Origin of the sequence: Psychrobacter sp. DD43 (assembly GCF_904846555.1) — a bacterium.
GTDB lineage: Bacteria > Pseudomonadota > Gammaproteobacteria > Pseudomonadales > Moraxellaceae > Psychrobacter > Psychrobacter cryohalolentis.
In genome coordinates this window covers 59,672-77,900 of record NZ_CAJHBE010000010.1, presented here as the reverse complement: position 1 = coordinate 77,900, position 18,229 = coordinate 59,672, and the positions used below count along the sequence as shown (strand labels likewise).

Genomic DNA, 18,229 nt, shown 5'->3' with positions numbered 1-18,229 from the left:
AGATGTTAAAACATTCATTTGAGGCAGTAAGCTTATTGACCACCACTAATGGTATGCTCGATGTGACGATCATTCCAGCGCTTGATCAGCCGGATTGGCTTGTTCCTAGTGGTTTGATTTTGAGTATAGATGAGTACAGCGAATATACGCAATTTTATGAGTGGCAACAGCAACGAATCGCTGTGTTCCATATGTTACTGAGCCATCAAACGCCAGATAAGATGGTTATATTGGAAGGAAATACATCAGCGCATCGTATTGCTTTGCAAACTTCAGGTGAGGTGCGTCAACTACAGGCGCGTATCTCTGATGTGAAAGATGTTGAGCTACCTGAGCATTTTATCAAGTCAAATAGCAATATCGATACGGTTCATGAACGTGTACAAGAAGAGGTTGTGCTATCCTATCTTTTTCAGACGATCATGATTGATAATATGCTGTATCTGGTGCCAGATTTGGATAAAATTGCGCATCAATTGGTAGATTTAGACAGCTAGTTTGCTCATTAGATAGTCACTATCTATATCTATATCTATATCTATATCTATATCTATGCCTAAGCGCTTATTAAGCAATCAGTAGCGACAGAGGTAACACAGTAAATTTATGAATACTACTCATTCCAACCCAACAAAATGGTCCTTTGCCAGTCGATTTTTTCACTGGATTAGCGCGATTTTATTGCTGATTACATGGACCATGATTTTTTTATATGACAACCTAGATAGTAATCTCTATATTGGGCTACATAAAGCCTTTGGGGTTAGCCTATTATTTTGGATGATAGCACGAGTCATTAATCGCATCTTTACCAAAGCGCCACCAGCAGTATTGATGCCGAAATGGCAAATGCTGCTTTCCCGATTGTCGCATTTTGTACTTTATGCTCTGTTGATTGCGATGCCAATAGCAGGGTTAATGATGTCTTTGTATGGTGGCCGTCCGGTTGATATATTTGGTATATTTCAGATACCTGTACTAGTAACCCCAGATAGAGGGTTGGCTCGACTCTTTAATGACTGGCATGTAGATATCATTTGGCCAATGATTATCGCCTTTACTGTGCTTCATATCGGGGCGGCTTTGTATCATCAGTTTGTGAAAAAAGACAACCTCATAGCACGTATCAAGTAATAGACTTTTAATGTCGTTACGACATATCAAAAGTGCTGCTTCTAGCACTTTTGTATTAAGAAATGGCATCTATTTCTTAGTTTCCACAGTGTAAAATATACCCGTAAAAAAGCCCTGCGTATCATACACAGGGCTTTTTTTAATGATCAAAATAAATATGGGCTAACTATAAATTTACTTTTTATGCTCAGGTAAATTAATATTCATCTCAAGCACGTCCAAGCTATCTTCAGAACGATGATTGATATTGACATCATCAATCTGTACGCCATTGACATACTTATTGACCACTTCTAATATCTCACGTTTCATTTTTTCGATACGGTCTGCGGTCAAGCGATTGTTTAAGCGATTTTCACTTGCGACAATAACCTTTAAGCGCTCAGTTGCCATATTGGCACTGCCTGCATTGCTGTCGTCAGTACCAAATAAGCTACTCCAAAATCCTTTTTTCTTACTCATTATTAACCCCCAAACCAGCGCTGTAATAGACTCTTTTTCTTCACATCAATATGACGTAATGGACGTTCTTCCCCTAGGAAGCGAGCGACAATATCATCATAACATTGACCAGCAATAGAGTCGGTATAATGAATCACGGGCTCACCGTGGTTAGAAGCTTCCAGCACGGAATGGCTCTCAGGAACCACGCCCAGTAATGGAACTTTTAAGATGTCATTTGAGATGGTTTCAATATCCATCATCTCATTGGCTGCGGCACGCTCTGCATTATAGCGTGTGATAATCAGATGCTCACGTACAGAACCTTGGTTTTCAGCCACTTTTTTGGTCTGGCTTTGCAAGATACCAATGATACGATCTGAGTCACGTACTGATGAGATCTCAGGGTTGGTAACGATGATGGCTTCATCCGCATGATACATGGCGAGCTGCGCGCCGCGCTCGATACCTGCAGGTGAGTCGCAAATAATGTAATCGAATTGCTTAGAAAGCTCTTCCATAATCTCTGCCACACCTTCATCTGTTAACGCATCTTTATCGCGCGTTTGACTGGCAGGTAGAATGTAAAGATTTTCTAATTGCTTATCTTTGACAAGCGCTTGTGATAGGCGTGCATTGCCATTGATTACATCGACAAAGTCATAAACAATTCGATTTTCGCAGCCCATAATCAAGTCTAGATTACGCAAGCCTACATCAAAATCGATAACAACTGTCTTATAGCCACGTAATGCTAAACCGGCGGCAAAAGAAGCACTGGTCGTGGTTTTACCCACACCGCCTTTACCCGAAGTGATTACAACAATCTTCGCCACAATGGCACACTCCTATAAATTGATGAATTGATGAGATATATATTATATAAAGCATTATGCTTTCTGGTCGTCCATACGCTGTATATATACTCTCTGCGAGCGTAAGCCTAGCATAAATCTAGCAGAACTTATAGCAAGTCTCTATTAAAGCATACAAACGGCTAAGATATAAAATTAAGCGATTACCTAACTGATATATAAGGACGTAGGTGTGGTAAATAGTGGCAGAGCTAAAAATTCATCATAGCGCAGTTTTGTTAAATAAACTTACTACAATATGAATTAAAAGGGTTTCTGACATATTTACTTTTTAACCTTAACAATATCTATATAAATGACTAGGGTTTGACGCCTTTATTAATCTGAGATTCATCAATGATCGTAAATACCAAACCTTGACCTTCTAAAAACCGCACTTCGACCGATTTATCAATCACATGCTCAGGCAGATTGTCGCGTAAGCAATAAGTACCGGCGACTGACACCAGAGAGGGGTTAAAAACTTGGCAAAAAATGCGTGCGTCTTTATCGCCCGTAGCACCTGCGACCAAGCGACCTTGAGCACGACCATAAACGTGCAAGTTATTATCAGTAATAGCTTCAGCGCCACTATTGACACTGTTGGTCAAAATCAAATCGCCACCGACATGATTGAGACTTTGTCCTGAGCGCAGCATTTGATCATAGATAAGACTGGTAATATGCTCAGTACTGATAAGGGTTTCTGCTGTTTCTACAGATAAATCAGCTTGCATTTCTGCGCTTGTTTGTAGCGCTTGATGAGCACTCACGTTATCCGTCTTAGACTCACTATTATCAGTAGCAGCCGTTGTAGAAGCAGCAACTTGGCTTAATTGCGTTACTGCTTTTTTACTGGGTAAAATGCGCTCAATACGCTTACCATCTGCTGGAAATATTGCCAAGCGTAGCTCACGTGCTTGCGCGTCAAGTAGCCCCGTCACGACGCCGATAGGCTGTAAACCCCAAGACCATAGCAACTCGACCAGTGCTGATAGATCTTGCTCAACCTCGCTATCAATCAACACAGGAATATGACTGCTCTTATTGCTCAACGTGCTTTGTAATTGAGCAGCAATCGCCACAAAGTCATCGGTACTAAACTGTACCCGTGAAAAGGTCAGCATTTTGCCATAAAAGGCTAAAGCAGGTGTGGCTGACGAAGTGTCGGTATAGTTGTCGGCAATGGTCATAATCTACATCCTCAAAAGGTAATCGTAATGCTATATTCGTGGTGATATTTTTCTTATCAAATCATTATTTTAAAGCTTTAAAGATTCTATAATTTAAGCAAGTCTTGATGCTTCCACTGTTGAACTTTTATTTGCGCTTCAAATTCTGTCAGACCATCATCGATAATACTAGCAATGAGATGGTCTAATGCCGGATTGTCTGTATCGATTTGAGCGATACCACTAGCGATAGCGACCATCAATGCGTCAAGGCGTTCGGCGTCAAGCAGACGCTCGTTGAGCGCATAAACCACATTTTCACCAATATTTTGCCCCACATGTTGTAGCTGTGATTCAATCAAGCTACCCGCAATAGGTATCATACGCAGATAGCGGCGCAATTCTGGCGTATTGGCAAGCCCATCTTGGATCGCATTGCCCACTTCACTAGCGATGATAGCGCCGCCACCTGCTGACTCAGTTAGAGCTTGTAGTTTTGGTGTCATCTCTTTACGCAGTAGTGACAGTATAGCGGCTTCAATCTCATCACGATTGCGCGAGATGGTAGAGTCGATAAACGATTTTTGCCTCTTCGGATCAGTAAGCTCCTGCCGAAAGGTCTGAATGGTCGTTAAAATAACTCGGTCAGACAACTCCTCTAATACTACATCGATATAGAAGTTGATTCTATTGATCCATGGCTGGGGCAATACTTGATAGCCTAGTTGATATAGGCGTCGTCCGATAATAACAACGCGAAATAATCGCAGCGCACGCAATTGCGGAAAACAGCCTAATACCTCGTACCAATGCACAAAAGGAAAAAAGAACCAGCGGTAATAGATTTTTTCTTTGATGGCAATCGCCCAGCGTAATAGCAGCTCTGCAATCAAAAACAAGGTAAAAAAGCCGCCTACGGTACGTAATGAGTCATGGATATTACTTTGATACCAGATTAATTGATTGGAAATTCCAAGCCAGTTTGCCGCGTCACTACTAAAACTACTCATCAAAATAGCATCAGTACTGATAACCAATAAATCAATACTGATGGCGATAATCATCACGATATCATAAGTAAGCTTTAAACGATTTGGTTTAGGACGATTTGGTCTTGAAGGCGGAGTCTCTGGTGACCCTGTTGGTGGCTCCGACCCTGCTAAGGACTGATTGAGCGTGGACGTTGACTCTATGGGCGGGCGAGTAGTGGAAGAGGCGGGCACAGTCAGTCCTTATAAGTAATAAATGGCAGCAGTCATGAGAAGTATTACACCAATCACAACAAAATCAACACAGCGTTCTAACGGTCATTCACATTATCAATGAATAACGCCAAAAAACAACCCATCGACCATTATAATTTGGTATTTTGCCATTTATATTCTTTCAAACAATCCTGTCATTTTAACTGCTCGAATTATCAACCTTAGAATTGGTTTCAAACTCAGCCAACATAGTGGTGATACGCTGATTTTTTTGTTGCCAAACATGCTCTACCCAATCAAACATTTGTGCTTTTATATCCTCATCGTTTTCATAGCCACCTTCTTTAATTCCAGAAAATAAATCATCAGGTATTTCAAGATAGCGCACATCAACGCCTAAGCGCTTGATATTGCCTTTCCACAAATCCCCGTAAGTTGGTACCCCATCAGGATAGACAATGGTCATATCTAAGATACCATCGATGTGTTCACCTAAAGCACTAATCGCCAGCGATAAACCGCCAGCTCTTGGTTTTAGCAGATGGGTATAAGGCGAGTTTTGCTTATCATGCTTTTCTTTGGTAAAGCGTGTACCTTCTAAATAGTTCAGCAAGGTAAAAGGTTTGTCTTTTAATAACGCGCAAGCACGCTTTGCTTCTTCTATATCTTTACCTTTTAAAGCAGGGTTTTTGGCAACCGCTTCTTTAGAGTGACGACGCATCATCGGAAAATCTAAGAAATAAAAAGCCTGACCGACAATCGGGATATAAATCAGCTCAAATTTCGTAAAAAATCGCGTGAGGGGTAAGCGTTTTTCGCTAATGTACTGCACAATACTGGTATCAACCCAAGACTGATGGTTGCTGACGAGCAAATATTTGCCATGCACATGTACATCATCAGGTAGCGTGATACGCCAATCTTTTATTGGTAAGAGGTTTTTTATTAAAGCATTGTTACTACTAATCCAGTGATTGGTAATTTTAATCACTGTTTGATCTGCAATAGGGGCGCCAGTGATAATTTTGCCCATACCCATTAACCACAAGGGAATACTACCACCAAAGCTATTGGCAGCAATGACACCCGTTGCCGTTGCTAGCGAAACCGCTTTGCCCAATTTAGGGGCACGCTGATGGAGTTTTTGCATGGTGGCGTTTAAGCGCATGACCCATTCCTCTCTGTTAATTTTACAAATATATCAATAGTATGTTTTAAGTATTTCTAACACTACATAGCCTCGAAGACTTAGCTTGCAGCTAATAGGACAACATATAATAAGTCTTATTTTTACCCATTTTGACTTTGCTAGACTCTTGATAGTGTAGTCATATTCACTTAGCCTACAGATATTGCTAATATTAATAGTTAACGGCAGCCTTTTATAGATAAGGCTTTAAGTAAAGAGTCTTCTATGTAGAGTGATTTCATATTTAGATTTTCGCACTGGCTGTTAATAAAAGAGCGTTTAAGTGATAAGACCCTTACTTTTATTCTTGTAATGTTGCTGAGTAATTTTAGCAGAAAAAAATAGAGTGTACGGCTGTAAACGTGACTTGCGATAGCAAATTATGCATTTAACAAAATCGTATTTATCAACACTTATGCACTTCTCATACATAGATGTGACAAAATATTACACAGAATTAGAATGAGATTGCCATAATACTTTTAGTGTCGATAAACACCCAAACAATATAGTTAATGGCTAATTTGTCGTTAGCGTCTTTTATAAAAGTACGATTATTTTTTCAACTTAAGAGGACATATTATGCGTAATACATTAATGGTTGCAGCAATCGCTTCAGGTTTGGCTCTTACTGGCTGTGTCACTGATCCTAACACTGGACAACAACGTCTTAACAAGTCTGCTATCGGCGCTCTAGCTGGTGCTGCAGGTGGTGCGACTATCTCAAAAGCGACTGGTGGTGATAAAACTGGTCGTGATGCTGCTATTGGTGCTGCATTAGGTGCTGGCGTTGGTTACTATATGGAGCGTCAAGCTCGTCAGCTTGAGCAACAAATGGCTGGTACTGGCGTAACGGTTAAGCCAAACGCTAACGGTAACATTGATCTGGTTATGCCAGGTAGCATCACTTTCTCGTTTGATGATGCGACTTTGAACAACTCATTTAAGCCAACGCTTGATAAACTAGCATCAACTATGAATGAGTATAATCAAAACACCATCACTATTGCTGGTCATACAGACAGCAAAGGTACTGATGCTTATAACATGAAGTTATCACGTGACCGTGCTTATGCAGTAGCGAACTACTTAAGTGCGCGTGGCGTAGCATCTAACCGTATCAATGTTGTTGCTTATGGTGAGTCACGTCCTGTTGCTGATAACAATAGCGAATTTGGTCGTCAACAGAACCGCCGTGTTGAGCTGACAGTTAACGCACCACAAAGCGTTCGTTAATTTTAAATGATTAGCTAATAATTAATATCGAAAAAAGGTCAGCATAAAGCTGGCCTTTTTTTTGGCTTGAATTTTGTCTTTCATTAAGAAATTATATTTGATAATAGTTATCAATAACATTATAATTCCCATGCATTTATTTTGCGGATAGCTATTTTTTCAGTTTTTAATATCAAACTGATCATTGCTATTATCTATAATCAAGCTGTTTCAATGCCCGATACAGTGCTGGTTTCGCCTATTTTCATTACTAGTATCGATGTGAAAGATTTATCTTATCTCTTCTTTATTTTGTAGCCCATCAAGGACATCTATGAATATCACGACAGTGACAAGCCGTAAAATCTTACCGACTACTTTAGCTGCTGCACTGACAGGGATATTGATGGTATCAGGTTGTAGCAAACAATCTGATGAAAAAGCGACCACAGATGCACCAGTTGAAACCGCAGAGAAGACAGCTAGCAAAACTTCATCAGCTGCTGATAAAGCTCATATGGATCGCTTGCTTATCAGTTATGCGGATATGGCACATGCTGCATACAAAGATTCGTTAGAGATGGCAAAGCTTTTACAGAGCGCCGTCGATGCTTATGTAGAAACCCCAACGCAAGCAAATTTGGATGCTGCAAAAGCCGCTTATAAAGCCGCGCGCCAGCCATACTCACAGACTGAAGTATTTAGATTCGATGAAGGTTTTGTGACTGCCAACGACAATCGTAATATTGGTAGTACGGACAGCTGGGAGGGGCAGGTGAATGCTTGGCCTTTAGATGAAGCATTGATTGACTACGTAAGCGCTGACTATGAAGGCGAGTACAATAGTAAAGACAACATCATTAATAGCGATAGCATTAGCGTTGGTAGCCTCAAGCAAGATACCAGTACCATCACGCCTGAGCTACTCGCAGAGATGAATGAGATTGGCGGTAGTGAATCCAATGTGACCACAGGCTACCATGCTATTGAGTTTATGCTATGGGGTCAAGATACCAATGGCGTCGCTGAAGGTGCTGGCAACCGCCCGTTCAGTGATTATCTAACGACTGATGGTCAATGCACTAGCGGCGAGAATGTCAATCCTGACGCTAGTATCTGTGAGCGCCGCGGACAGTATCTAAAAGCAGCAACTCAACTACTGGTTGATGATTTGACCGCGATGGAAGCGCAGTGGCAACCTGACAGTGAAAACACCTTGCGTAGCGATATGATGGCACGTAGGGATAGCAATAGTTTACGCCAAATTATGTATCAAATGGGCAGCTTAGCACTTGGGGAGCTTGCCTCTCAGCGCATCCAAGTAGCGTTCGTCACTGGCTCTACTGAAGATGAGCATGAGTGTTTTAGTGACTTGACACACTTAAGCTATGCCAATAACGCTCGCGGTATCCAAAATGTCTTTAATGGTAGCTACAAAACAGTCGCGGGCAAAACCGTAGGTGGTTATGGACTGAAAAACTATCTTGTCGATACTGGCAATACCGAAGCTGCTGATAAATTGGCTGCTGATTTTGCAAAAGTAGAAGCGGCCTTTAATGTCATTGTTGAAAAAGGCGAGAAGGAAAATATCAAGATTGATCAAATGATTGCCACTGTAGGACAGGCGAGTAAACATGGTGTTTCTGCTGAAGAGCAAAACAAGCGTCGCGGTTGGATTGAAACCAGTATCACAAGTCTGCAAGAGCTGACAGCTGGAATTGAAAATGCCGCAAAAGCCGTCGGTATTGACAATTTAGATGCAGATGCAGGTTCGCAGTTTTAATTGCTCACTAATCTACTGTCTTAACAGCAAGCATAGCATTGATCGATAATGCCTAATGAGTCGCTAACAGTGAATGAGACTTATTTTCATAAGAAAACAATATAGGTATAATGAACACGTTGTCAATTTTGCTTGGCAACGTGTTTTTTCATAGCGTATTAAAATAGCCAGATAAATCAGCGTGCCGCTGCCACTTATCGACTAGCAATAAAAAATTTTATAGCATGCGATTTTAATGGTTCTATACCAGAACTAAGGTACTCTATGCACATCAAAAAAGGTGTTATCAGCAAACCACGCCCCATACTCCACTCTTCTCTTATATCTCAGTTTAAAACTGCCTCTGTCGGCATGTCTGCGCCATTTACCTTATCACTGGCATTAGTGGGTGTCTTATCACTCAGTGCTTGTCAGCCAGTCAAAGATGCTAATGATAACGCAGCCAACAAAGACCAGCTAAATACGGAAGGCGTTGAATTGCTGGGCTCTGAGCGTATTCAGACGATTGAGGCGCTGGCTGGCGTACCTATGCAGCAGCTTGCAAGCTTTGATCCGCAAGAAATCAAGCAAGGCGGTGATACTGGGATTGCTATTAGCAGTAGTGAGAGCTACTCTAAACCTTCATCGAACATTACCGCATCTCGCAAAGGCTCGTTCTTTATTGGTAATGCGTTTTTCCGTCAGCCGTGGGTAATTGCGCCTGCCAGTACGGATAGCCGTGATGGTCTTGGTGCGTTATTTAACGTCGCTGCCTGCCAGTCATGCCATGTCAAAGACGGTCGTGGTCATGCTCCTATGACTGCTGAGGACGATGCCGATAGTTTCCTGATTCGTTTGGCGATGCCAGCGACCACGGATAAACAGCGTCAGCAGTTAAAAGATTCACTTATTGAGAAAGTTGCTCATCCTATGTATGGTGGTCAATTGCAAGATCGCGGTATTCAAGGCGTGCCAGCAGAAGCAAGAATTGCCGTGCAGTGGACAGATAAAACGGTTACCTTTGCCGATGGACATATCGAAACCTTGCGCGCACCAACCTTTAACTTGACCAATCCAGGGTATGGTGCGTTTGATGATGAGATGATGGTATCGCCACGTGTTGCTTTACCTATGATTGGGCTTGGGCTACTCGAACAAATACCCGATGCGGATATTAAAAAACAAGCGGCTAGCAATCATAAAAACAGCAATGATATTAAGGGTAAATTTAACTGGGTCATGGATCCACAAACGGGTAAAGTTGCCTTAGGTCGCTTTGGCTGGAAAGCAGGGCAAACCAAGCTGATTACTCAAAATCAAAGCGCCTTTAATGAAGACATGGGTTTAACTTCAAATATCCGCCCACATGAATCCTGCACGCCAGCGCAAACCGCTTGTAAGAATGCGATAACGGGCGCAGATGAGCAAGGCAATGGTAAGCCTGCGGTTGAAGTCAATGATGAGGTGGCAAAATTTGTAGAATTTTATACGCGCAATTTGGCAGTACCGCACCGCCGTAATGCAGAGGATAAATTGGTATTAGCAGGTAAAAAACGCTTTTACGATATGGGCTGTCAAAGCTGTCATACGCCAAGATATCAGCTACCAAAAACCGCTGATGATCATCTTGAGCAGCATGGACAAGTGATTTATCCTTATACAGATCTGCTGTTACATGACATGGGTGATGAGCTTGCGGATCGCACTATCGCTGGCAAACTGCCGCCAAAAAATTGGCAAGTTGAGTTTTTAGCCAATTCTTATGAGTGGCGTACGCCGGCTTTATGGGGAATTGGACTTGCCCATACCGTTGATCCGCAAGCGACGTTTTTACATGATGGACGTGCCCGCACGCTGATGGAAGCGGTATTATGGCATGGCGGCGAAGCAAAAAAACAGCAGCAAAAAGTGCTGATGCTTGATAAACAAGGACGTACTGAATTGAGTGCGTTTTTACAGTCATTATAAGCATCTGACTGTGTATTTTTTAATCTTTGAATGACAGATAGATAAGGTTATCCGCCTGACGGCTATATCACTGTGATACTGATACTCGACGATAACGATTGATAATATTACTGAGAAATCTATGAAAATAAATCATGCGCTAGCAATGGCGCTCTCGGCATTAAGTGCGGGTATACTTATTAGCTGCGTCAAACCTGCTGATGACAATAAAGCGGCTGAAGTAGATAGCCAAGTTGCACAAGATAGTGCTGAGCTGAAAACTGGCGAAAATGCTGCGGTTGATGGCAATACAGATAAGAATGTTGAAAAAATAGTCGCTGTCGATATCAGTGCTGAGACTGAAAAAACCTATTTAACCCATGTAGCTAATGAGATTGTCATACCTGCTTATGCTGACGCGGCGAAACAAAGTGATTTGTTGCATGATTTGGCACAAAAACATTGTCAACAAGCGCCAGTCAGCGGTGATGAATTGCAAGCGCTACGTGACCAGTGGCTAGTATTGGCACAAGCATGGGCAAGTGCTGAAATGGTCAACTTCGGTCCTGCTACCGCCAGTATGAGTAATCTTTATATCAATTATTACCCTGACGAGCGCGGCTTGGTACATAGCGGAGTGGCGGATCTTATCGCTGCCAATCCAAAACTGACCGCCGAACAACTTGCTAACGAAAGTGCCGTTGTCCAAGGTGTGCCCGGTTTAGAAGAGGTGCTTTATGCCAATGACAGCTTGGACGCTGGTCAGTGTGCGTATGTTATAAGCGCGAGTAGTGCGCTGAGCACACGCTTAAAAGCTATTGAGAAAAACTGGCAACAAAATGCGACTAAGCTATTAGCAATTGATAAAACTGCTGAAAGCGACCAAGGATTGAACCAATGGATTAATTCCCTACTGTCGTTGGTTGAGACGATGAAATCTAACGCTGTTGATCAGCCATTAGGCTTGAGCGGTAAAGCCAAAGGTCATCTACCTGCTGCGACCGCAGAGCAAAGCCGCGCGATTATCAATGCAAAATTAGCGACTTTAAATAAAGCCATGACCGATCCGGTACTGACTGCTATCTTGGGCAGCAATAGTGAAAATAACGTGGCTGACAATCTATCGACTGCGCTCGCTGATACCACTACGTTATTGGCACAAATGCCAGAAGATTTAGCCACTGCTGATAAAGCCACGCAGCAAGAGCTGTATGATCATCTTACTAGCGTTACGCGCTTAATTAAGCGTCAATTGATTCCGGCACTTGGTCTCCGTGTCGGCTTTAACAGTAACGACGGTGATTAAATAATGGCTATTATCAAAGCGAGTCAAAAGGTCTCAGTGAATAAAAATCATAGGCAGTGGTATGCGCTAAAAGCAAAACCGTTTAGCCATGAGCTGCTGACAACCTCATTATTGACAGCGCTTGGTACGGCAACATTCGTCGGTATTCATCATCGTTATCGTAAGCAACGCCTAGCTGACGCTCGCCTGCAAGATTATGTGAGCGGTATTTATGCTCAATTGAATGCTGTGCAATCAGCTGCTACTGGTTCCAAGTCAATGCTTAGACGTTTGCGCTACGCCTGCAAGCAGGCAGCGTCAACGTGGCAACAAGCGTATCGTCTACCAATGAATGATAACCAGCCTAGTAGCCGTGATTTGTCTGCGAATGATTTTAGGTCAATGCATACCACTACTATGCTGACTCGCCCTGTATACTGGGTCAGTGGCGTGGCTTCTATGCCAAAAGACATCTCACTGCTAAGTGAGAGTGATGAAAATGATTTTGGTGTGGTTGGTATCGATCCTGATAGACAAATCGTTTGGCAAACGACCATGCCTGAACGTGTCCATGATATCGTCGTCCAACCTGCCTTTGATTCTCAAAACACCTTTGTTAATCATAACAAAAATCGTGACGTTGTGGTCATGGGTCGTCGTCCTAGTGAAAAATTCTGGGTGCTTGATACTGCGACAGGACAAGTAAAATTTGTGATCAACGCTGCAAACAACCGTCATTTTTATGGTCATGCTTGCTATAGTTCAGATGGCTCAAAGTTATACGTGACTGAAAATGATACGCTAATTCTAGACGGCAAAATCGGTGTTTATGATGTTAAAAATGGTTATCAAAAAATAGCAGAATTTGAATCGTATGGTATCGGTCCACATGAGCTTATTATGCATCCAGACGGTAAAACGTTGGTAGTTGCTAATGGCGGTATCAAGACCGAGAGAGCATCGCGTGAAGAGCTTAATCTCGATACTATGCACCCATCATTGGTGTACCTAAACTGCCATAATGGCGATTTACTTGAACAAATTATGCCTGAGCATAATCAAATGAGTGTGCGTCATCTAGCCATGCACGATGATGGCACAGTGATGATAGGCATTCAGTTCCAAGGTGAAAAGCATATCAATGTGCCATTAGTATTGACACACAAGCGCGGTGATATTGGCTTTAAACCCCTTATGATGCCAAATAACCAATGGCAACGCTTCCACCAATATATCGCTAGCATCGCGGTTGATAGTAAACGCAATTTACTATGTGTAACCACGCCAATGGGTGGCTGTGCGGCAATATTTGATTTAACGACTCGAGCTCTAATCAACTCTATCAGTTTGCCAGATTGTGCAGGTGCTTCCGTTTATAGCCGTAATATATGCAGTGGTAACGATGTTGTTAAGGCTAATATAGAGCAACAATCTGGCTTTATCGTTAGTGATGGGCAAGGTCAATTAACCAGATTAACGGTCAATGATTTAACAATATTAGACTCAGAACTAAAATCAGACGCTATCGCCAAAAATGACAATATCGGCATAGATAGTAGACGCCATACAATGTCTTTTGATAACCATTTGCAAGCACTATGATATGAATGTGACACCTGAGTACCATAGTCCTTTGTTGCAAAACACTATTCAATGTTTGTCAGAGGAAGGCATTGAATTACAAATAAGCAAAAAGCGGGTTAAAAATATTAATTTTCGCTTAAAGCCACATAAGCTAATGGTGTCTGTGCCATCGTTTATTAGCTCAGCACAAGTCGCACAGGCTATAGCAAGGCGCGTGCCATGGGCGATAGAAAACCACCCACAAGTCTTAGAACAATATAAGCGCCAACAATTTCCTTCAAAGGAATCTTCAACGGCTGACAGCACCTTGCTATTGTGGGGGATAAAGCAACCATTCACCTTAAACCACGATAAAAAAATTGCCTATTATCGGCAACATCTTTCTGAAGCAATGCCTGCATTATTTGCAAAGTGGCAACCGATTGTCGGTGCGACAGCCAATGAGATACGCCTAAAAAAAATGCATACGCGCTGGGGCAGCTGTAACACGCGTGCGCGCCGAATTTGGTTATCTGTGTATCTGCCTGCTTATCCTATTGAGTGCACAGAATACGTCATCGTCCATGAGCTGTGTCATTTACATCATGCCAATCATAGTAGCGCGTTCTGGCAAACCGTAGCGACTGCGATGCCTGACTATCAGCATTGGCACGATATGCTGGCAGGTAAAGGTGGTCAGCTCGATTAGAAATAATACTTAGGTGGTTTCAGTAATGTCGATAAGCCTGATATGATAAGACATAACGGTACGAATCGTGTCGTTTAAATAATAGATTTATCTACAGGGATGTCATATGGAAAACGTCAATCAAGCGCAGTTTTGGCAGCAGCGTTATGAAGAGGATAGTATCGGCTGGGATATGGGACAGGTGTCACCACCGCTCAAAGCCTATATTGACCAATTGCCTGAATCTGCTAAAAGTCAGGCTGTCTTAGTGCCGGGAGCAGGTAACGCTTACGAGGTCGGTTATCTGCATGAGCAAGGTTTTACCAATGTTACCTTGGTTGATTTTGCTCCTGCGCCGATTGCAGCGTTTGCTGAGCGTTATCCTGACTTTCCAGCTAAGCATCTAATCTGTGCCGACTTTTTTGAGTTATCGCCTGAGCAATATCAGTTTGATTGGGTGCTTGAGCAGACGTTTTTTTGTGCGATAAATCCATCACGCCGTGACGAGTATGTGCAGCAGATGGCAGCATTACTGAAACCGAATGGTAAGCTGATTGGGTTGCTATTTGACAAAGATTTTGGGCGAGATGAGCCACCGTTTGGCGGTACAACAGATGAATATCAGCAGCGTTTTGCGACTCATTTTGACATTGATATTATGGAGCCGAGTTACAATTCACACCCAGCACGGCAAGGCAGTGAGCTTTTTATCAAGATGCACGTAAAAGAGTGATTTCACGCTTGATATTGTCTCGAGCTTGCACTTCGAAGTGGTTATGATAATACGCTGTCAAATAAAGTACTGGGTGTGCGAGTAATTTCTGCAAGACCGCAATACGCCCAGTACGATAATCCTCGTTTGCTATATGGCGATACTCTTGACGCACCGCTTGTGCGTAGACCTGATATTCAGACCAAGGCGTACCCAAAATACTTAAATCCATATCTAAGAAATAAGCGGCGTCACTGACAGTATCTTTATCTAGACACTCATGCAGCTCATGAGATGCAGTCATCATAATCAGCGTATAGATAGTGGTACATTGCTCATCACTCAGATAGCATCTTAATGCCTCTACCATATACTCTGCACTTTTTAGTTCATTATCTGAGCGCCTTGGATCATAAATGACATCGTGATAATAGAGCGCCAAAGCGATGATATGCGGCTCATGCAGCTGATGCTTAATCTGTTCGAACTGCGAAAATAATTGCTGAATATGCTGCAAGCTATGATAAGCACGCTGGGTTGCGTTATAGCGCACGGCGATATCTTGCCAAAGCGCTTTAACTTTCGCGAGCTTGATAGCATTATTAATAGCTGTTAAATGCCACTCAAAAACCTTACCAAGCTCAGTCTCTATTTGTGACAATCCGTCCATATTCAACCTTCGTTTAATGATTGTCTATCATTTAGAAATTGTTACTTACTTCTTATTGGTAGTGTCTTCAAATGCCTGCTTAAACACTTTACCAAGCAAATTGACATCATCGACACGGGCATAATTTAGACGTGTGACAAAGGCAATATGACGATGAGGGCCTTGCTCAGCTAGTGGTATCGCGACTGCATTTTGGTTCTGTAGATGCAGCTGGTCTAACGCCATTTCTGGCACTAACGTCGTACCCATATTAGCAAGTGCCATTTGAATAAGTGTGTTTAAGCTGGCATCTGAAAAGCTGGATTTCATCTGCGCACGGTCAAAATGGCAGACAGATAGCGTTTGGTCAGTCAAGCAATGCCCTTCGCCAAGTAACATGAGATTTGCCGTTGCCAGCTCATCAGCGTTGATCGTTTTGAGCTTGGCATGTACATCATTTTTTGGAAAGACGGCAAAGAAGTCTTCGCTCCAAAACTCAAAACTATGTAAACCATCTACCGCATAAGGTAGGGCAATAATAGCGGTATCAATATGTCCATAACGCACTTGCTCAAGCAAGCGTTCTGTTTGTTGCTCAACGATAGTCATACGAAATTCTGGATAGTGCTCACGCAGCGCAGGCAACACTTTTGGTAGCAGATAAGGCGCAATCGTTGGAATAATACCAACGGTCATAGGGTAGGCAAGGGGCGATTGATGGCTATGCGCACGGGTGGTCAAGTCGTTGACTTCAGAAAACACCCGCTGCGCCCGCACCAAGATATCTTCACCGATAGGGGTGATCAAGACTTGTTTATTATTTCGCTCAAAAATCTGTGTATCAAGCTGTTTTTCCAACTCAGCGATACCCAAGCTCAGCGCTGATTGCGAGATATTACAATCTTCTGCTGCACGTTTAAAATGACGGTGTTTGGCGACGGCTAAGGCGAACTCAAGTTGACGTAAAGTAATCATAAAACCTCTCTATCAATGGGTTTGTAAGGCGATTTGTTTTACTTATTTATCTTGTGTACACTATCAATGTTCACTGATGTATAGATATAAAAAGTAGAGAGAATAGTTTAACAAGTTTAATAAAACAAAACATCACATTAAAAACTTTTAACTGGATTAACCATAGAATTCGCGTATAGTTTGTCAGGTAGCCCCGATAGTGTAAGGGTTAATAGATGCAAATCTATAAATAAATTTAAATTAACGAAACTTTAATCAATCAAAAAAAGGAGCCACCCATGGCGTCTATTATCAATCAAGAAATCCCAGAATTTTCAGCAGATGCGTTCGTAAATGGTGAATTTAAAACCATTACTTCAGAAGACGTAAAAGGCAGCTGGGCAATTTTCCTATTTTACCCAGCCGATTTTACCTTTGTTTGCCCAACTGAACTTGAAGACATGGCAGGTCATTACGACGAGTTAAAAGGTTTAGGCGTAGAAGTGTACTCAGTATCAACGGATACACACTTCACCCATAAAGCATGGCATGATTCTTCAGAAGCAATCGGTAAAGTAACTTACCCAATGATCGGTGATCCTACTGGCCGTATCACTCGTGGCTTTAACGTCATGATCGAAGAAGCTGGTCTAGCTGAGCGCGGTACATTCTTAGTAGATCCAGACGGCTTAATTCAAGTTGCTGAGATCCATGCAGGCGGCATTGGCCGTAGTGCAAAAGATATGCTACGTAAAGTAAAAGCGGCACAATATGTTCGTGAAAACGACGGCGAAGTTTGCCCAGCCGCTTGGGAAGCTGGTCAAGAGACTTTAAAACCAAGTCTTGATCTGGTTGGTAAAATCTAAGCAACTATTGCTTGGATAGTGTGAAAGAAGGCAGTATCTGCTTATTCATCATACTAAATAAAGTATAAAAAACCCCATTAACTTATGCTAATGGGGTTTTTTCTTATCTAAATTTTATCACTTTTCATGAGAGCTAATAGTCTAAATAGCTGTTAGTTAGGCATGAGATCCTAATTTATTTTTATCGATTATTTTATAAATCTCATCTTTTAGATGCAGCTTGCGACGCTTCATCTGCTCGATTTCTTCTTCACGGCTAGCGTGCGTGACCACATCTTTATCAAGCTGATTGATTTGCTGGTCTAGCTGGGTATGCTCATCAAAGATAGTCGCAAAGTGACTGTCTTTTTGTTTAAGCTCAGCAATAATATCTTTGTTATCTTGCCATGTATCTGTCTTTCTCATCTTGTCATCCTTGTTATGAAGCGCAAGCTTGTATAAGCATCCGCGCATGGTCTTAAGATTGTTTTGATGAATTACTATAATTATGAGACTTAGATTTTATGGAACCGAACCGTTATTTAACTGAATAACGATGAGGCTTAATGCCAGCGAATCTACTTTTAAAAAGTATGTTTGATAAACAGATTTAT

At 42.1% G+C, this 18,229-nt stretch carries 18 protein-coding genes; 10 read left to right on the top strand and 8 right to left on the bottom strand.

Translation table 11 applies throughout. The features are described from left to right. The first annotated feature begins 2 nt into the window (after window positions 1-2). Both JMX89_RS07275 and JMX89_RS07270 read left to right on the top strand, forming a co-directional pair. The gene (locus tag JMX89_RS07275) at window positions 3-497 is read left to right on the top strand and encodes a hypothetical protein (RefSeq protein ID WP_227673041.1); all 495 of its coding nucleotides are present in this window, start codon (window positions 3-5) and stop codon (window positions 495-497) included. Between the two features lie 109 nt (window positions 498-606). Beyond that, window positions 607-1,134, top strand: a complete 528-nt coding sequence (locus JMX89_RS07270) for a cytochrome b (protein ID WP_201551263.1) — start codon at window positions 607-609, stop codon at window positions 1,132-1,134. Between the two features lie 174 nt (window positions 1,135-1,308). Here the strand turns inward: JMX89_RS07270 and minE are convergent, their stop codons facing one another. From minE to JMX89_RS07245, 5 genes are all read right to left on the bottom strand, one after another. Continuing rightward, on the bottom strand, window positions 1,309-1,596 hold the full coding sequence (gene minE, locus JMX89_RS07265) for a cell division topological specificity factor MinE (protein WP_011514407.1): 288 nt from the start codon (window positions 1,594-1,596) through the stop codon (window positions 1,309-1,311). A gap of 2 nt (window positions 1,597-1,598) precedes the next feature. Continuing rightward, window positions 1,599-2,411 (bottom strand): septum site-determining protein MinD, encoded by an 813-nt coding sequence (minD, locus tag JMX89_RS07260; RefSeq protein WP_011281068.1) that lies wholly within the window; start codon window positions 2,409-2,411, stop codon window positions 1,599-1,601. A 338-nt stretch (window positions 2,412-2,749) separates the two neighbouring features. Then, complete coding sequence (gene minC / locus JMX89_RS07255; protein ID WP_020444245.1) at window positions 2,750-3,622, bottom strand: septum site-determining protein MinC; 873 nt, start codon at window positions 3,620-3,622, stop codon at window positions 2,750-2,752. Window positions 3,623-3,708: 86 nt separating this feature from the next. Continuing rightward, window positions 3,709-4,824 carry a hypothetical protein gene (locus JMX89_RS07250; RefSeq protein ID WP_201531158.1) on the bottom strand — a complete coding sequence of 372 codons (1,116 nt, stop codon included), beginning with the start codon at window positions 4,822-4,824 and terminating at the stop codon, window positions 3,709-3,711. Between the two features lie 181 nt (window positions 4,825-5,005). Then, window positions 5,006-5,974 carry an acyltransferase gene (locus JMX89_RS07245; RefSeq protein WP_201531157.1) on the bottom strand — a complete coding sequence of 323 codons (969 nt, stop codon included), beginning with the start codon at window positions 5,972-5,974 and terminating at the stop codon, window positions 5,006-5,008. 603 nt (window positions 5,975-6,577) lie between these two features. Here JMX89_RS07245 and JMX89_RS12945 point away from each other — a divergent pair. The 7 genes from JMX89_RS12945 to JMX89_RS07210 all read left to right on the top strand — a co-directional run bounded on the left by JMX89_RS12945 (window position 6,578) and on the right by JMX89_RS07210 (window position 15,188). Next, window positions 6,578-7,231, top strand: coding sequence for an OmpA family protein (locus JMX89_RS12945; RefSeq protein WP_020444242.1), 654 nt, complete (start codon window positions 6,578-6,580; stop codon window positions 7,229-7,231). Window positions 7,232-7,544: 313 nt separating this feature from the next. Beyond that, window positions 7,545-8,993 (top strand): imelysin family protein, encoded by a 1,449-nt coding sequence (locus JMX89_RS07235; RefSeq protein WP_201531156.1) that lies wholly within the window; start codon window positions 7,545-7,547, stop codon window positions 8,991-8,993. A 264-nt stretch (window positions 8,994-9,257) separates the two neighbouring features. Beyond that, window positions 9,258-10,940 carry a di-heme oxidoredictase family protein gene (locus JMX89_RS07230; protein ID WP_201531155.1) on the top strand — a complete coding sequence of 561 codons (1,683 nt, stop codon included), beginning with the start codon at window positions 9,258-9,260 and terminating at the stop codon, window positions 10,938-10,940. Between the two features lie 121 nt (window positions 10,941-11,061). Beyond that, window positions 11,062-12,225, top strand: a complete 1,164-nt coding sequence (locus JMX89_RS07225) for an imelysin family protein (RefSeq protein ID WP_201531153.1) — start codon at window positions 11,062-11,064, stop codon at window positions 12,223-12,225. A gap of 3 nt (window positions 12,226-12,228) precedes the next feature. Beyond that, window positions 12,229-13,806 (top strand): DUF1513 domain-containing protein, encoded by a 1,578-nt coding sequence (locus JMX89_RS07220; protein ID WP_201531151.1) that lies wholly within the window; start codon window positions 12,229-12,231, stop codon window positions 13,804-13,806. 1 nt (window position 13,807) lies between these two features. Then, the gene (locus JMX89_RS07215) at window positions 13,808-14,476 is read left to right on the top strand and encodes a M48 family metallopeptidase (protein ID WP_201551261.1); all 669 of its coding nucleotides are present in this window, start codon (window positions 13,808-13,810) and stop codon (window positions 14,474-14,476) included. Between the two features lie 106 nt (window positions 14,477-14,582). Beyond that, window positions 14,583-15,188, top strand: coding sequence for a methyltransferase domain-containing protein (locus JMX89_RS07210; protein WP_201531148.1), 606 nt, complete (start codon window positions 14,583-14,585; stop codon window positions 15,186-15,188). Here JMX89_RS07210 and JMX89_RS07205 read toward each other — a convergent pair. Beyond that, window positions 15,166-15,837: a hypothetical protein gene (locus JMX89_RS07205; RefSeq protein ID WP_201531146.1), complete on the bottom strand. Its 672-nt coding sequence runs from the start codon at window positions 15,835-15,837 to the stop codon at window positions 15,166-15,168. The genes JMX89_RS07210 and JMX89_RS07205 overlap by 23 nt on opposite strands. 45 nt (window positions 15,838-15,882) lie before the next feature. Further along, window positions 15,883-16,791 (bottom strand): hydrogen peroxide-inducible genes activator, encoded by a 909-nt coding sequence (locus tag JMX89_RS07200; protein WP_201531144.1) that lies wholly within the window; start codon window positions 16,789-16,791, stop codon window positions 15,883-15,885. Window positions 16,792-17,069: 278 nt separating this feature from the next. Here JMX89_RS07200 and ahpC point away from each other — a divergent pair, with 278 nt between their 5' ends. Beyond that, window positions 17,070-17,636: an alkyl hydroperoxide reductase subunit C gene (gene ahpC / locus JMX89_RS07195; RefSeq protein WP_011514393.1), complete on the top strand. Its 567-nt coding sequence runs from the start codon at window positions 17,070-17,072 to the stop codon at window positions 17,634-17,636. A gap of 156 nt (window positions 17,637-17,792) precedes the next feature. Here ahpC and JMX89_RS07190 read toward each other — a convergent pair whose 3' ends face one another. Next, window positions 17,793-18,041, bottom strand: coding sequence for a YdcH family protein (locus JMX89_RS07190; RefSeq protein WP_201531142.1), 249 nt, complete (start codon window positions 18,039-18,041; stop codon window positions 17,793-17,795). Between the last annotated feature and the right edge of the window lie 188 nt (window positions 18,042-18,229).

What these genes read in the sequence shown, in the direction of transcription:
- JMX89_RS07275 (WP_227673041.1), top strand. Translation starts at nt 3, where the DNA reads ATGTTAAAACATTCATTTGAGGCAGTAAGCTTATTGACCACCACTAAT.
- JMX89_RS07270 (WP_201551263.1), top strand. Translation starts at nt 607, where the DNA reads ATGAATACTACTCATTCCAACCCAACAAAATGGTCCTTTGCCAGTCGA.
- minE (WP_011514407.1), bottom strand. Translation starts at nt 1,596, where the DNA reads ATGAGTAAGAAAAAAGGATTTTGGAGTAGCTTATTTGGTACTGACGAC.
- minC (WP_020444245.1), bottom strand. Translation starts at nt 3,622, where the DNA reads ATGACCATTGCCGACAACTATACCGACACTTCGTCAGCCACACCTGCT.
- JMX89_RS07245 (WP_201531157.1), bottom strand. Translation starts at nt 5,974, where the DNA reads ATGCGCTTAAACGCCACCATGCAAAAACTCCATCAGCGTGCCCCTAAA.
- JMX89_RS12945 (WP_020444242.1), top strand. Translation starts at nt 6,578, where the DNA reads ATGCGTAATACATTAATGGTTGCAGCAATCGCTTCAGGTTTGGCTCTT.
- JMX89_RS07235 (WP_201531156.1), top strand. Translation starts at nt 7,545, where the DNA reads ATGAATATCACGACAGTGACAAGCCGTAAAATCTTACCGACTACTTTA.
- JMX89_RS07230 (WP_201531155.1), top strand. Translation starts at nt 9,258, where the DNA reads ATGCACATCAAAAAAGGTGTTATCAGCAAACCACGCCCCATACTCCAC.
- JMX89_RS07225 (WP_201531153.1), top strand. Translation starts at nt 11,062, where the DNA reads ATGAAAATAAATCATGCGCTAGCAATGGCGCTCTCGGCATTAAGTGCG.
- JMX89_RS07220 (WP_201531151.1), top strand. Translation starts at nt 12,229, where the DNA reads ATGGCTATTATCAAAGCGAGTCAAAAGGTCTCAGTGAATAAAAATCAT.
- JMX89_RS07215 (WP_201551261.1), top strand. Translation starts at nt 13,808, where the DNA reads ATGAATGTGACACCTGAGTACCATAGTCCTTTGTTGCAAAACACTATT.
- JMX89_RS07210 (WP_201531148.1), top strand. Translation starts at nt 14,583, where the DNA reads ATGGAAAACGTCAATCAAGCGCAGTTTTGGCAGCAGCGTTATGAAGAG.
- JMX89_RS07205 (WP_201531146.1), bottom strand. Translation starts at nt 15,837, where the DNA reads ATGGACGGATTGTCACAAATAGAGACTGAGCTTGGTAAGGTTTTTGAG.
- JMX89_RS07200 (WP_201531144.1), bottom strand. Translation starts at nt 16,791, where the DNA reads ATGATTACTTTACGTCAACTTGAGTTCGCCTTAGCCGTCGCCAAACAC.
- ahpC (WP_011514393.1), top strand. Translation starts at nt 17,070, where the DNA reads ATGGCGTCTATTATCAATCAAGAAATCCCAGAATTTTCAGCAGATGCG.
- JMX89_RS07190 (WP_201531142.1), bottom strand. Translation starts at nt 18,041, where the DNA reads ATGAGAAAGACAGATACATGGCAAGATAACAAAGATATTATTGCTGAG.